Source organism: Zobellella sp. An-6 (genome assembly GCF_052487945.1).
This window is the reverse complement of the sequence record NZ_CP199259.1, coordinates 1,198,238-1,210,924: the sequence shown is the minus strand read 5'-3', so window position 1 is coordinate 1,210,924 and position 12,687 is coordinate 1,198,238. Positions and strand designations below refer to the sequence as shown.

Here is a 12,687-nt window from a genome sequence, read left to right as displayed (position 1 = left end):
AACCAACAGCCGCTGAACATGATAAGTCTTGTTACTATGTCGGCCCCGCATACCGAAACTTGAGCAGGATATCTCATCGGGCGGGCAATAACCCATTGCCATCCCTCAATTTTGCCAATCTTTTAACCTGGCTCTCAGCCGGTGCATCGCCTGGCTGTGGATCTGGCTGATCCGGGACTCACTGACCTCGAGCACCTGGCCGATTTCCTTGAGGTTGAGCTCCTCATCGTAATAGAGCGACAGCACCAGGGCCTCACGCTCCGGCAGGGTCTTGATATGATCCGACAGCGCCTGCAGGAAGCGGGTTTTTGACATCACCTCGAAGGGGCTGGCCGGATGCATGCTCTCTTCGGTGTAAGCCTCCACGCCGGCTTCGAACTCTTCGATTTCCAGGATTTTACCGTTGTTGGCATCCCGCAGCATGGCATGGTAACTGTCGAGATCGACCCCCAGCTCGGCGGCCACCTCCCGGTCCTGGGCATTGCGCCCTTCCCGCCGCTGCACGGCCGCCATCGCTTCGGCTATCTGCCGGCTGTGCTTGTGCACCGAGCGCGGCACCCAGTCGCCGCGGCGGATCTCGTCGAGCATGGCGCCACGGATACGGATGCCGGCAAAGGTCTCGAAGCTGGCGCCTTTGCTGGCATCGAAGTTGCGTGCCGCCTCCAGCAGCCCCACCATGCCCGACTGAACCAGGTCGTCCAGCAAGACGCTGTCCGGTAAACGGGCCAGCAGGTGCTGGGCGATACGCCGTACCAGGCCGACATGACGTTCCACCAACTGATGGGAACCTTGCTGCGGGGCATACGCCAACGCTTTATTCACTCCAGACATCTTGCTCCGCCACGGGGTGATTCAGTAAGTTCTCAATGAAAAACTGCAGGTGCCCGCCGGCCCGTTGCGGTACAGGCCAGGTCAGGGCCTTGGCCGCCAACAGCTTGATCGCCAGGGCCGACGGCGACTTGGGATACTGGTTGACCACCAGGGACTGGCGCCGCACCGCCAGGCGCAGATTGCCGTCGAAGGGCACACAAGCCACCAGCTCCAGGGCCGCGTCGAGGAAGCGATCGGTCACCCGGGTCAGCTTGGCGAACAGTTCCTGCCCCTCCCGCTGGCTGCGCACCATGTTGGCCACTATCTTGAAGCGGAAGACGCCATAGTCCCGGGACAATATCTTGATCAGGGCATAGGCATCGGTGATGGAAGTCGGTTCGTCGCACACCACCACCAAGACTTCCTGGGCCGCCCGGGAAAAGCTGAGTACCATGTCGGAGATGCCGGCGGCGGTATCCACCAGCAACACGTCCACCGGGGTCTGCATCTCGCTGAAGGCCCGGATCAGGCTGACATGTTCCAGGGGCGACAGCTCGGTCATGGCCTGGTTGCCGGAGGTCGCGGGTATGATCTTGACGCCCTGGGGACCCTCGACCAGGACCTCGTCCAGGGTACATTCACCCCGCAACACGTGGGACAGGTTGCGGGTCACCCTGATCCCCAGCAAAACATCGACATTGGCCAGCCCCAGATCCGCATCGAGCACCATGACCCGCTTGCCCTGCGCCGCCATGGCCGAGGCCATGTTCAGGCTGATATTGGTTTTGCCCACCCCGCCCTTGCCGCCGGTCACCGCGATGACCTGCACCTTGTTTGTTTTCTGCATACGCCGCAGCCCACTCGCCTGGTCCTGAAACCAATTAATCATAGAAACGCGCACCCTCTTCATCGGACTCAGAAGTGTCCCAGTAATAGGGCTCTTCCCGGCGCTGCTCCACGGTGCCCAGCGCCTGGCGGACCAACTCGAGGGGGTCCGCCAGCCGCAAATCCTCCGGCACCCTCTGGCCATCGGTGATATAGCTGATGGGCAGGCTGTTCTGGATGCTGATGTCCAGCACATCCCCCAAAGACAGGCTTTCATCCAGCTTGGTCAGGATACAGCCCGCCAGCGGAATACGGCGAAAGTGATCCACCGCCTCCTGCAACACCCTACGCTGGGCCGTGGCCGGCAGCACCAGGTAATTGCGGATCTTGATTTGCTTGTCGCCCACCAGGGTGTCCAGCTGTTCGTTCAACCGCAGATCCCGTTGTCCCATGCCGGCGGTATCGATCAAGACCAGCCGGCGGTGGCGCAGGTGGTACAGGGCCTGGGCCAGCTCCTGATAGGTTCGCGCCTGTTTGACCACCACCCCCATGATGCGACCGTAGGTCTGCAACTGTTCATGGGCGCCGATACGATAGTGATCGGTGGTGATCAGGGCGACCTGCTCGGCCCCGTAGCGGGCGGCGAAACGGGCCGCCAGCTTGGCGATGGTGGTGGTCTTGCCGACCCCGGTCGGTCCCAGCAGGGACACGGCCCCGCCCTGACGCAAGACGTCATCTTCGCCGGTCGACAGCTGCTGGGTCAGGGCCGCCTCGACCTGACTCCAGGCCACGTGGGGCGGCACCCGGTCGTCGACCCGCATCGCCAGTTGATCGGCAAAACCGTCGCTGAAACCAAGGCTGCCCAGTTGCTTGATCACCATGGCCCGCACCGGCTCGCGCCGCTCCACCTCCTGCCACATCAGCCCGGATACCTGATGCTCCAGCAGACGGCGGATACTGGCGATTTCCTGACGCATGGCGTTCAGCTCCTTGTCCTTGGCGCTTTCCTTGCGCCGGCTGTCCCGGGCTTCATGCCGGGGCAGCGACGCCGCCGTGGATTCCGGCCGGCCCAGCGTCGGCTCTTTACGGCGTCCCATCGACTCGGCCCAGTTACCCTGCTCCGCCAGGGTTTTCGGAGAGGCTTCGACCTGCTGGCTGCGCATCAGCAGTGACTGCAGGGTCTCGGCCTGCTTCTTTCCATCCAGCGGCGGGACAAATTGACGGGCCTGCGACGAAATTCTGACGTTGTCCTCCATCAGCGGACGCTGGGAGAGGGCGGGCGGTGCTTCATCATCATCGACGGCGGCCACGATCTCGATACCGCCCGAGACCTTCTTATTGGACATGATCACCGCATCGGCCCCCAGCTCTTCCTTTACCTCGGCCAGGGCGGCTCTCATGTCCTTGGCAAAAAATCGTTTAATTTTCATTTACAGCTTCCACCCTGCTACTGCTGGCCAACGGATGCCACGATGCGGATTTGACGATCATCAGGCACTTCCTGATAGGACAACACCCGCAGACTGGGAATAGTATGTTTGACAAAACGGGCCAGGGTGGTACGCAACATGCCGGAAGTCAGCAATATGGCCGGCTGACCCTCCATCTCCTGGTTGGCCGCAGCCTGGGCCAGGGATTGTTGCATGCGCTCGGCCAGGCCCGGCTCTATGCCGCTGCCCTGGGCACCACCTGCCTGCAAGGAATTCTGCAAAATCTGTTCCAACTCTGGAGCCAGGGTGATCACCGGCAGCTCCCGCTCGGTACCGGCGATTTCCTGAACCATGAAGCGGCGCAGGGCGATACGGCAGGCGGCGGTGAGCACCTCGGGATCCTGGCTCTTGGGCGCGTATTCGGTCAGGGTCTGCAGTATGGTGCGCATGTCGCGGATGGTGACCCCTTCGTTCAGCAGGCTCTGCAATACCTTGGTCACCAGCGCCAGGCCGAGGGTATTGGGCACCAGCCCTTCCACCAGCTTGGGCTGGCTGCGGCCGACCTGGTCGATCAGGTTCTGCACCTCTTCGTGGCCCAGCAGGACGGCGGCATGGTTGGTCAGCAGCTGGCTCAGGTGCGTGGCCACCACGGTGGCGGCATCCACCACGGTGTAGCCCAGGCTCTGGGCCTGTTCGGTCTGCTCCCTGGCAATCCAGGTCGCTTCCAGCCCGAAGGCCGGATCCCGGGTATCGATGCCGGCAACGGGCCCGAACACCTGCCCCGGGTTGATGGCCAGCTCCCGTTCCGGGTAGATATCGGCCGCACCGGAGCTGACGCCCATCAGGGTGATCTGGTACTGGTTGGGGCCCAGCTCCAGGTTGTCGCGGATATGGACCGCCGGGATGAGGAAGCCCAGCTCCTGGGACAGCTTCTTGCGCACCCCCTTGATCCGGCTCAGCAGCTCCCCGCCCTGGGACTGATCCACCAGGCTGATCAGCCGGTAACCCACTTCCAGGCCGATGGTGTCGACCTGGGAGACATCGTCCCAGCTCAGCTCTTTCGGCTCGGCACCGATGGGGGCCGGCAGCTTCTCCTGTTCGCTCCCCTGCTGCTCGGCCCGGGCACTGCGCTTGTAAAGCCACCAGGCGCCCAACGCCGAGAGGCCGCCCAGCAGCAGAAAGGCGAAATGCGGCATGCCCGGCACCAGTCCCATGGTGATCAGTATGCCGGCGGCGATGGACAGGGATTTGGGATTGTCGAACAACTGGCCCAGCATCGCCTGGCCCATGTCCTCCCGAGTATTCTGGCGGGTGACGATGATGGCGGCGGCGATGGACAACAGCAGGGAGGGGATCTGCGCCACCAGGCCGTCGCCGATGGTGAGCAGGGTATAGATCCGGGCCGCCTCACCGAAGGGCAGCCCATGCTGGGCCATGCCGATGATGAAACCGCCGATGATATTGATGAAGAGGATCATGATGCCGGCGATGGCGTCGCCCTTCACGAACTTGGAAGCACCGTCCATGGAGCCGTAAAAGTCGGCCTCCCGGGTCACCTCTTCCCGCCGGGTACGGGCCTCCTCCTGGTTGATAAGACCGGCGTTCAGATCCGCGTCGATGGCCATCTGCTTGCCGGGCATGGCGTCCAGGGTGAAGCGGGCACTCACCTCCGAAATGCGCCCGGCCCCTTTGGTGACCACCACGAAGTTGATGATCATCAGGATCAGGAAGACGATAAGACCCACCGCGTAGTTGCCGCCGATCACCACCGAGCCGAAGGCCTCGATCACGTTACCGGCGGCGTTGCCGCCTTCGTGTCCCTCCAGCAGGACTACCCGGGTGGAGGCCACGTTCAGGGCCAGCCGCAGCAGGGTGGCCACAAGCAGCACTGTCGGAAAGGCGGCGAAATCCAGCGGCCGCTGGGTGTACACCGCCACCAGCAGGATCACCAGCGCCAGCGAGATATTGAAGGAAAACAGCACATCCAGCAGCAGGGTGGGAATGGGCAGCACCACCATGCCCAGTGCCGCCAGCACCAGCAGGGGCGTGCCCAGGCCCTTGTGAAACCACCGCGACCACTGTCCCGCCTGTAAAAGCCTTGCCCTGAATTCCATGAGTACGTTAATTGTTGCTGAAAACCGATGTGATTCTTGATGCAAAAAACAAGCCATCAACACCAAAAACTACGCACTGTAGGGTCGAATTCATTCGACCGAACCCCAGCGCCGGTGGCGAAACGGTCCACTGAAGTGGACCCTACGGCGGGCTTCAGGCTTCAGGCTTCAAGCTTCAGACTTTATATTCCTCGGGGATCGGCAGGTCATCCTTCAGCGGCACCGGCTTGCGGCCCTGGCCCTTGCGCCAGGCGTTCAGCTGGAATACATAGGCCAGGACCTGGGCCACCGCCACGAAGAGCCCTTCGGGAATTTCCTTGTCGAGTTTGGTGGAATGATAGACGGCCCGCGCCAGGGCGGGCGAGGAGATCACCGGCACCTCGTATTCCCGGGCGATCTCCCGGATCTTGAGGGCGATTTCGTCCAGCCCCTTGGCCACCACCACGGGTGCCGAGCCGGGCTTGTCCTTGTCGTAGCGCAGGGCCACCGAGTAGTGACTCGGGTTGACCACCACCACGTCGGCGGTGGGTACTTCCGCCATCATCCGGCGATTGGCCATCTCCTGCTGCAGCCGGCGGATCCGCCCCTTCACCTCGGGCTTGCCCTCGGTATTCTTGTACTCGTCCTTGACTTCCTGCAGGGTCATCTTCAACTGGCGGTTGTGGTTCCAGCGCTGGAAGGGGACGTCGATGGCCACGATAGGCAACAACGCCAGACACAGCAGCAATCCCATCCACAGCAGCAACTCCAGGGCACCGATCATGGCCGCCGGCAGGGTCTCATCGCTCAGCCGCAGTATGTTCTCGAACTGGCCCCACAGCAGCCAGATCGCGAAGGTGGCGATAAACACCACCTTGGCGATGGACTTGAGCAACTCGACCAGCGCCTGCAACCCGAACATCCGCTTGATGCCGGCGAGCGGGCTCATCCGGCTGAGCTTGGGCATCATCGCCTGGGTACTGAAATTGAAACCGCCGAGCAGGGTATTGCCCACCAGGGCGGCCACCAGAACCATGGCGAACAGCCCCAGCAGGGGCCACATCAGGCTCAGCACCGAGCTCTTCAGCGCCGCCATCATGGCCTCGGGGTCGAACAGCGCCGCCCGCTCAACCCGGAAGTTCTGCTCGAACACCCGGGACATGGCCCGCCCCAGCGGGCCGCTGATCATCAGCAGGCCGGCGGCGGCGCTCAGCAGCACTGCCGCCGTGCCCAGCTCCTTGGAGCGGGGGATCTGCCCTTTTTCCCTGGCCTGACGGAGTCGCTGCTCCGTGGGCTGTTCCGTTCGTTCCTGGCCGTCCGACTCCGCCATTCAGCCTCCCTCGCAACTCAGGTAAAGGGTATCGCACATCACCAGCTGCAGCCTGAGCCACTGGTTCTCGAAATGCCCCAGGAAGCCGCCCAGGGTCAGCCACATGATAAAGAGACCGCATACCATGCTGACCGCGAAGCCCACGCTGAAGATGTTGAGCTGGGGAGCGGCCCGGGTCATGACCCCGAAACTGAAGTTGATGAGCAGCATGGCGACGATGGCCGACAGCGACATGGCCACGGCGCCCTGGAACAGCAGGGTCAAGAGCCCGGCCAGGCTCTGCCAGCTGACCACCGACAGACCATTCATGGCCACGGGCAGGGTCTCGAAGCTCATGACGATGGCCTCGATCATCAGCAGATGACCGTCGAGCGCCAGGAACAGCACGGTGCCCAGCATCAGATAGAACTGACCCACCACCGGCGCCGACTGGCCGTTCAGGGGATCCATCATCGAAGCGAAGCCCAGGCTGGTCTGCATGGCGATGATCTGGCCGGCGGTGACGAAGGTCTGCAGTAAAAACTGGGACAGCAGCCCGATCACCGCCCCGATCAGCACCTGCTGCACCGTGATCAGAAAACCGCCGCCGGAAAACAACGCCACCGCCGGCATGGCCGGCAGCACCGGTGCCACGGCGATGGTGAGCGCCAATGCCAGCAGCAAACGGCTGTATACCGGCGTGAGCTGGGCACCGAACAGCACCATGGTCATCATCAGGCCGGCGATGCGGCACAGGGGCCAGAGATAAGAGGCCAGCCACAGCAGTATCTGTTCGGTGGTGTAGTTCATCTATTAACTCGGGCTAAAGCCGGAAGCTGGAAGCTGGAAGTAGCGGCGATTGAAAGTACACGCCAAAGCGGTAAACACTCTGTTGTCACTCCCGCGAAGGCGGGAGTCCAGTGCAATCTGTCATGGATCTCCGCCTTCGCGGAGATGACCGCCTTCTCTTCTCTCACCCTTCCCCCCACTTCTCACTCCTCACCCTTCAAGCTTCAAGCTTCAAGCTTCAAGCTTGGTTTACCCGATCACCTGCGGGATCTGGAATACCAGCTCGTAAAAGAAGTCCATCAGCATCTCGAATCCCCAGTGGGCCCCCACCGCCAGCGCCCCCAGGGTGACCAGCAAACGCGGCAGGAAGCTCAGGGTCTGCTCGTTGATGGACGTCGCCGCCTGGAAGATGGAGACGATCAGGCCCACGGCCAGGCTCGGCAATATCACCGCCGACACCAGCAGGGTCACCAGCCAGAGCGCGCTGCGAAAGATATCGACGAAGGTTTCCGGACTCACTATCCCGCTCCCAGGCCGAAGCTGTTGGCCAGTGTCCCCATGATCAGGCTCCAGCCGTCCACCAACACGAACAGCATCAGCTTGAACGGCAACGAAATCAGCATGGGCGACAGCATCATCATCCCCATGGCCATCAGTATGCTGGCCACCACCAGATCGATCACCAGAAAAGGCAGAAACAGCATGAAGCCTATCTGGAACGCGGTCTTCAGCTCGCTGGTGACAAAGGCCGGGATCAGCACCCGCAGCGGTACCTCCGCCTCGCTGTCCACCTGGACATCGGCGATGGTCAGAAAGGTATCCAGATCCTTGACCCGGGTCTGGGCCAGCATAAAGTCGCGGATCGGCAGTTCGGCACGAGCGAGGGCCTCGCGTGAACCGATCTCCTCCGCCAGGTAGGGCTGGAGGGCATCGCTGTTCACCCGGTCCAGCACCGGCGACATGATAAAGAAGGACAGGAACAGGCTGATGCCGATCAGCACCTGGTTGGACGGGCTCTGCTGCAGGCCCAGCGCCTGACGCAAAATCGACAGCACCACTATGATACGGGTGAAGGAGGTCATCATGATGACCATGGCCGGCAGGAACGACAGCGCCGTCATCAGCGCCAGCACCTGCAGCGTCAGGCTGTATTCCTGGCTACCGTCCGGATTGGTGGTGACGGTCACCGCCGACATGCCCTGCTGGGCCATGGCCGGCACCGCCAGCAGCAACAACGGCAGCAGCCAACTAATTCTTGCCATCGGCCCGCCCCGCCAACAGCTTGCCCGCCTGCTCGATGCTGAGGGGCTTGTCGAGCTTGCCCAGGCCGGAGACCTGCTGCGCGGTCACCCCGAGCAACCACTGCTCTTCCCCCACCTGCACCACCAGCAACCGTTCCCGATGCCCCAGCGCCAGGCTGGCCACGATCCGCAGCTGGCGGCTGCCGCCCAGGGCACCGGGCAGGCGCAGCTTGCGCACCAGGGCGCCCAACAGCACGATCAGGCCGATGACCAGCAACGACGACAGGGCCCAGGAATCCCAGCGGATGTCGGGGCCCTGGGCCAGCAGGGGCCAGGGCAGGATCGCTAACAGCAGCAACGGGATCATCATTTCAGCTTTTTAATGCGTTCGGTCTGGCTGATCACGTCGGTCAACCGGATGCCGAACTTGTCGTTGACCACCACCACCTCGCCATGGGCGATCAGGGTGCCGTTCACCATCACGTCCAGCGGCTCGCCGGCCAGCCGGTCCAGCTCCACCACCGAGCCCTGGTTGAGCTGCAGCAGGTTGCGGATGCTGATCTGGCTGCGCCCCACTTCCATCGAGATGGTAACCGGAATATCCAGGATGGCGTCAAGTTTCCGTCGCTCCTCGCCGGATAACGGCGAGGCATCGTCATCGCTGAAATCATCCAGCTCGACCCGCTTCACCTGGGAGTCCTGGGCTTCCTGCTCGGCCATGGCCTCACCCCAGACATCATCCAGCTCGTTTTGCTCATTGCTCATGACGCATCCTCAATGGTTCTTTCCAGTTCTTCCAGCTCGGCCTCGCCGTCGATACGGACGCCGCGCCGGGTCACTTCATGCAATTCGGTCTTGACCGTTTCCGGCCGTCTGATCTTTTCGCTGATCCTGACCGCCATCTTCTCCCCGGCCCGACCCAGCCGGCCGCGAAAGGTCGGCAGGTCTTCTACCGAGATCAGCAGCTGTTCGGGCATGACCACCGGGATGATATCGCCGGCCTTGAACTCCATGATGTCGCGCAGGGTGACTTCCTTCTCCAGCAGCCTGACCGACATATCCACCCCCACATCCAGGATCTCGTCGCGCAACGCCTTGCCCCAGCGCAGATCGTTCTCGCCCTTGTCGCTCTGCACCCCGGCATCCAGCAGCTCCCGAATGGGCTCCAGCATGCCGTAGGGCAAAGTCACGTGAAAATCACCGCCACCGCCATCCAGCTCGATATGGAAGGAGCTCACCACCACCACCTCGGTGGGACTGACGATGTTGGCCATGGTCGGGTTGACTTCCGAGTCCAGATATTCGAACTCCACATCCATGACCGGGGCCCAGGCCTCCTTGTAGTCCTCGAACACCAGTTTCAGCAGCAACTGGATGACCCGCCGCTCGGTCGGGGTGAACTCGCGTCCCTCGATCTTGGCATGGCGGCCGTCGCCCCCGAAGAAGTTGTCCACCAGGATAAACACCAGGCGGGCCTCCATGGTGATCAGGCCAATGCCCTTGAGCGGCCGGAAGCGTACCATGTTCAGGCTGGTGGGCAGAAACAGGGAGTGCACATATTCGCCGAACTTCAGCATCTGCACACCGTTGATCGAGACCTCGGCGGTGCGACGCATCATGTTGAACAGACTGATGCGCATATGGCGGGCGAAACGCTCGTTCACCATCTCCAGGGTCGGCATGCGCCCGCGGACGATGCGATCCTGGGACGAGAAATCGAACATGGTCACGCCGTCGCCACTCTTGACCGCGTCTTCCTTTACCTCGTCCACCCCGTGCAGCAGGGCATCGATTTCATCCTGGGATAACAGATCGCTCACGATTCACCTATTGCATTACGATACTGGTAAAGAGCACCTGCTCGATCAGCCGCTCGCCCAGCTCTTCCGTCAGGATCTGGTTCAGCTCGTTCTGTGCCTCCTGACGAACCACCAGCTTGCCTTCCGCCGTCAGGTAATTATCGGCGCTCTGCCGGCTGAACACCGACAGCAGGGTGCTCTCCAGCAGGGGCAGATGGCGCTTGGCCTTCGCCTCATTGGTCGCCCCCCGCACCATCAGTTGCACTTCCACCTGCACCAGACGTTCGCGCATGCCGGCCGACACGCTGAAAATAAAGGGCCTGGACGCGCTGACATAGAGTGCCTTGCTCTCATCGATCCCTTCCTGCTGCGAGGTATCTTCCGCTGGAGTCAGCCACCAGGCCACGCCCCCACCGGCCCCGCCCAATACCAGCAACACTATTACCCAGATCAGTTTTCGCTTGTACCACGCCACCTTGGGCATGATCAGATCATTGGCCATCTTTTACCCTTAAAAAAACAGGAACCTTACCCGGTTGACTCACGCAAAGAAATCGATACGGCCGTCGGGGACAGGCCCGGAGCCCTTCGCCGCCATCTCGCCCGGCTCCAGCATGTCCTGGCTTTCGGCCGGGGCCGAGGAGTGGCCACCCCGGCCGCCCCCTTCCGATGCCGCCTGCTGCTGCGCCCCCTGCTGACCGCCAAAACCGCCCACCGTCCCCTGGCCCAGGGTCAAGCCCTGCTGCACCAGCATCTCCCTCAGCCGGGGCAGCGCCTGGTCGAGCAGTTCCCTGGCCTGGGGCTGGCTGGCCAGAAACTGGACGTTCACTTCCCCCTGCTCGAACTTGAGTTGTATTCTCAGGCCGCCCAGCTCGGAGGGGCTCAGGCGAATGTCCGCTTCCTGCAGATTCTGGCTGACCATCACCTGCACCTGTTGCGCCAGCTGCCTGGCACCTTGCTCGGGTGTTCCCTGCAGCGCCAGGGGGCGTTCCGTCAGCCCCCCTCGTTCGGGAGACAAGAGGGGAGAGCCTTCCCGTGAACCGGCCACGGCCGGCGCCACCGTTTCCGGTATCGTCACCCTGTCGTCGGCCACCGGCGGGGGAAGCGTCTCCCCCTTGCCCACCGTCACCGGAGGCACCGCCTTGTCCGGCTCGACCTCCGCCCCGGGCATCTCGGGCAAGCCCGCAGGCTCCCTCCCGTCCTCCGCCCCGGTCAGGTCCAGGGTTGTTGCCGCCGCCGGTTCCGGCGGCAACTTATTGCCGCTTTCACTCGCCTGCTGCCAACGCCTGCCGTGCTCTATCTGGGCCAGCCAGTCGGGAGTCGCCTCGTCCCCTTCGGCAGCGACCGGTGGCCGGGCCAAAGACCATTGCGCCTGCCCCGCCGCCGAGACGTTCACCCCGGCCGCCGCCCGATAGCCCGTCTCGTTAGCGGGCGCCACCGAAGTGTCCGGCGACACCACAGGGGCGGGTCCGGCTTGCCAACGTGCCTCCCGGCGCTCCACTGGCGCGCCGGTTTTCGCCACCTCGTCCGGCTCCGCCCCCCCCTCCGGCAGGGTCGACTCCCGCCGGTCCGGCTGAACATCGGCCTGCCAGAGGGCGTCTTTCCTGTCCGGTTGTGTCCCCGGGGCGCCATTCGACCTCGCGTGCTCCACCGCCTCCGGCGCCAGAGGCCGCTCCCCCTTCCCAGCCATTTCCCGGCCGCTCGCCTCGGCCTGAAACACCGGCTGGCCGGCGTGTTTTTCCTGCCCTGCGCCGTCGGCCGAGGGGCTCTCTTCCGGGAACGGCTGTTCCGGTGCCGTCCGCCTTGCCTGCGGCAAGGCCCCCGGTTGCACCGGCGCATCCCCCTCTTCAGCCGCTGCCGTCCCGGCATCCGCGGTGGCGGCCGCCGTCGTGCCCGCGGCGCCGTGGTCGACGCCCTGGCTCGACCGCGGCTCGACGGCCTCGGCCGCCGGCGGCTCCGGAGCCTGCGTTTTCAGCGCCCCGGTGAGAGACGCCCCCGGCTCGCCCCGGGGCGGAGCTATGGCGGCCAGCTCGGCGCGGAAGGGCTGGCCCTCAGGCTGGACCTCAGCTTGCTCCTCGGACTGACCGTCAATGTGCTCCTCGGGCCGGGCCTTACCCTCCTCCCCGGCGCGGGCGGAGGCCGGCGCTTCCCCGGGGTCGGACACGGCCGGCAGCGCGGCAGCCTCCCCGCCGCTCCTGTCCGGCTCGGGCACCGCTCGGGTATCTTGCGGCCCGGCCTCTTCATCCGCCGCGGCCACGACCGGTCCGGGCAACGGCTTCTCTTCCGCCGCCTGTTGCTGCAGCACATCGTCAAAACGCAGGCCCGTCTTGGCCGGGCCCTCGACCCCGCTCGCCCTGGCGACATCCGTTTCCAAACCGCCCCCGAGGTTCA

At 63.6% G+C, this 12,687-nt stretch carries 13 protein-coding genes; all 13 read right to left on the bottom strand.

What is annotated here, in order from left to right; genetic code table 11:
* Positions 1–105: 105 nt before the first annotated feature.
* Positions 106–822, bottom strand: coding sequence for an RNA polymerase sigma factor FliA (locus tag ACT7DK_RS05565; protein WP_445397137.1), 717 nt, complete (start codon positions 820–822; stop codon positions 106–108).
* Positions 815–1,699 carry a MinD/ParA family protein gene (locus ACT7DK_RS05560; RefSeq protein WP_445397134.1) on the bottom strand — a complete coding sequence of 295 codons (885 nt, stop codon included), beginning with the start codon at positions 1,697–1,699 and terminating at the stop codon, positions 815–817. Before ACT7DK_RS05560 ends, ACT7DK_RS05565 begins: the two co-directional genes overlap by 8 nt.
* On the bottom strand, positions 1,692–3,065 hold the full coding sequence (gene flhF, locus ACT7DK_RS05555) for a flagellar biosynthesis protein FlhF (RefSeq protein WP_445397132.1): 1,374 nt from the start codon (positions 3,063–3,065) through the stop codon (positions 1,692–1,694). The genes ACT7DK_RS05560 and flhF overlap by 8 nt, the downstream gene beginning before the upstream one ends.
* Positions 3,066–3,082: 17 nt before the next feature.
* Positions 3,083–5,179: a flagellar biosynthesis protein FlhA gene (flhA, locus tag ACT7DK_RS05550; protein ID WP_445397130.1), complete on the bottom strand. Its 2,097-nt coding sequence runs from the start codon at positions 5,177–5,179 to the stop codon at positions 3,083–3,085.
* 175 nt (positions 5,180–5,354) lie between these two features.
* Positions 5,355–6,488, bottom strand: a complete 1,134-nt coding sequence (flhB, locus tag ACT7DK_RS05545) for a flagellar biosynthesis protein FlhB (RefSeq protein ID WP_445397128.1) — start codon at positions 6,486–6,488, stop codon at positions 5,355–5,357.
* Positions 6,489–7,277, bottom strand: coding sequence for a flagellar biosynthetic protein FliR (fliR, locus tag ACT7DK_RS05540; protein ID WP_445397126.1), 789 nt, complete (start codon positions 7,275–7,277; stop codon positions 6,489–6,491). It abuts the gene before it with no gap.
* Between the two features lie 228 nt (positions 7,278–7,505).
* On the bottom strand, positions 7,506–7,775 hold the full coding sequence (gene fliQ / locus ACT7DK_RS05535; RefSeq protein WP_445397124.1) for a flagellar biosynthesis protein FliQ: 270 nt from the start codon (positions 7,773–7,775) through the stop codon (positions 7,506–7,508).
* A complete protein-coding gene (gene fliP, locus ACT7DK_RS05530; RefSeq protein ID WP_445397122.1) occupies positions 7,775–8,518 on the bottom strand; it encodes a flagellar type III secretion system pore protein FliP in 744 nt (247 codons plus the stop codon). Before fliP ends, fliQ begins: the two co-directional genes overlap by 1 nt.
* Positions 8,505–8,864: a flagellar biosynthetic protein FliO gene (gene fliO, locus ACT7DK_RS05525; protein ID WP_445402281.1), complete on the bottom strand. Its 360-nt coding sequence runs from the start codon at positions 8,862–8,864 to the stop codon at positions 8,505–8,507. Before fliO ends, fliP begins: the two co-directional genes overlap by 14 nt.
* Positions 8,864–9,262: a flagellar motor switch protein FliN gene (gene fliN, locus ACT7DK_RS05520; RefSeq protein ID WP_445397120.1), complete on the bottom strand. Its 399-nt coding sequence runs from the start codon at positions 9,260–9,262 to the stop codon at positions 8,864–8,866. Before fliN ends, fliO begins: the two co-directional genes overlap by 1 nt.
* Positions 9,259–10,317 carry a flagellar motor switch protein FliM gene (gene fliM / locus ACT7DK_RS05515; protein ID WP_445397118.1) on the bottom strand — a complete coding sequence of 353 codons (1,059 nt, stop codon included), beginning with the start codon at positions 10,315–10,317 and terminating at the stop codon, positions 9,259–9,261. Before fliM ends, fliN begins: the two co-directional genes overlap by 4 nt.
* A gap of 7 nt (positions 10,318–10,324) precedes the next feature.
* The gene (locus tag ACT7DK_RS05510; RefSeq protein WP_445397116.1) at positions 10,325–10,798 is read right to left on the bottom strand and encodes a flagellar basal body-associated FliL family protein; all 474 of its coding nucleotides are present in this window, start codon (positions 10,796–10,798) and stop codon (positions 10,325–10,327) included.
* A gap of 39 nt (positions 10,799–10,837) precedes the next feature.
* Positions 10,838–12,460, bottom strand: a complete 1,623-nt coding sequence (locus tag ACT7DK_RS05505) for a flagellar hook-length control protein FliK (protein ID WP_445397114.1) — start codon at positions 12,458–12,460, stop codon at positions 10,838–10,840.
* Positions 12,461–12,687 lie beyond the last annotated feature (227 nt).

What these genes read in the sequence shown, in the direction of transcription:
- flhF (WP_445397132.1), bottom strand. Translation starts at nt 3,065, where the DNA reads ATGAAAATTAAACGATTTTTTGCCAAGGACATGAGAGCCGCCCTGGCC.
- ACT7DK_RS05560 (WP_445397134.1), bottom strand. Translation starts at nt 1,699, where the DNA reads ATGATTAATTGGTTTCAGGACCAGGCGAGTGGGCTGCGGCGTATGCAG.
- fliP (WP_445397122.1), bottom strand. Translation starts at nt 8,518, where the DNA reads ATGGCAAGAATTAGTTGGCTGCTGCCGTTGTTGCTGCTGGCGGTGCCG.
- fliO (WP_445402281.1), bottom strand. Translation starts at nt 8,864, where the DNA reads ATGATCCCGTTGCTGCTGTTAGCGATCCTGCCCTGGCCCCTGCTGGCC.
- fliR (WP_445397126.1), bottom strand. Translation starts at nt 7,277, where the DNA reads ATGAACTACACCACCGAACAGATACTGCTGTGGCTGGCCTCTTATCTC.
- ACT7DK_RS05510 (WP_445397116.1), bottom strand. Translation starts at nt 10,798, where the DNA reads ATGGCCAATGATCTGATCATGCCCAAGGTGGCGTGGTACAAGCGAAAA.
- flhB (WP_445397128.1), bottom strand. Translation starts at nt 6,488, where the DNA reads ATGGCGGAGTCGGACGGCCAGGAACGAACGGAACAGCCCACGGAGCAG.
- flhA (WP_445397130.1), bottom strand. Translation starts at nt 5,179, where the DNA reads ATGGAATTCAGGGCAAGGCTTTTACAGGCGGGACAGTGGTCGCGGTGG.
- fliN (WP_445397120.1), bottom strand. Translation starts at nt 9,262, where the DNA reads ATGAGCAATGAGCAAAACGAGCTGGATGATGTCTGGGGTGAGGCCATG.